Source organism: Tritonibacter sp. SIMBA_163, from assembly GCF_046535935.1.
Classification (GTDB): domain Bacteria; phylum Pseudomonadota; class Alphaproteobacteria; order Rhodobacterales; family Rhodobacteraceae; genus Epibacterium; species Epibacterium scottomollicae.
The window spans coordinates 1-264 of sequence record NZ_JAWJBP010000614.1; the positions used below are offsets into that span (position 1 = coordinate 1).

The following is a 264-nucleotide window of genomic DNA, read 5'->3' on the forward strand; positions in this document are numbered from 1 at the left end:
GTGCGCGGTGTCTGAATTGCGAAGCTGGACCGGAGGGGTTCCACTTCGTCCTGCACCTCGTTGAGCTACCATTCCAGCGCGCGCTTACGTTCCTTCACAAACCCCTCGTATGTAGCTTTGTGTTCTTCATCGCCTGCCTGCGACATCTGCGACAGCTGACATGCCCCAGAAGCAAGAACAATTATCACTAAGGGCGGTGCGATCATAATGGGCAGTTTCAAGGCAAGCTTGACATTACTCAAACGAAACATTCTCGGATCCTCG

General features: G+C 53.0%; 1 protein-coding gene. It reads right to left on the reverse strand.

The features are described 5' to 3' along the window. Window positions 1-65: 65 nt before the first annotated feature. The coding region (locus R0J92_RS23765; RefSeq protein ID WP_411053484.1) for a hypothetical protein at window positions 66-264 on the reverse strand (199 nt) is incomplete at its 5' end.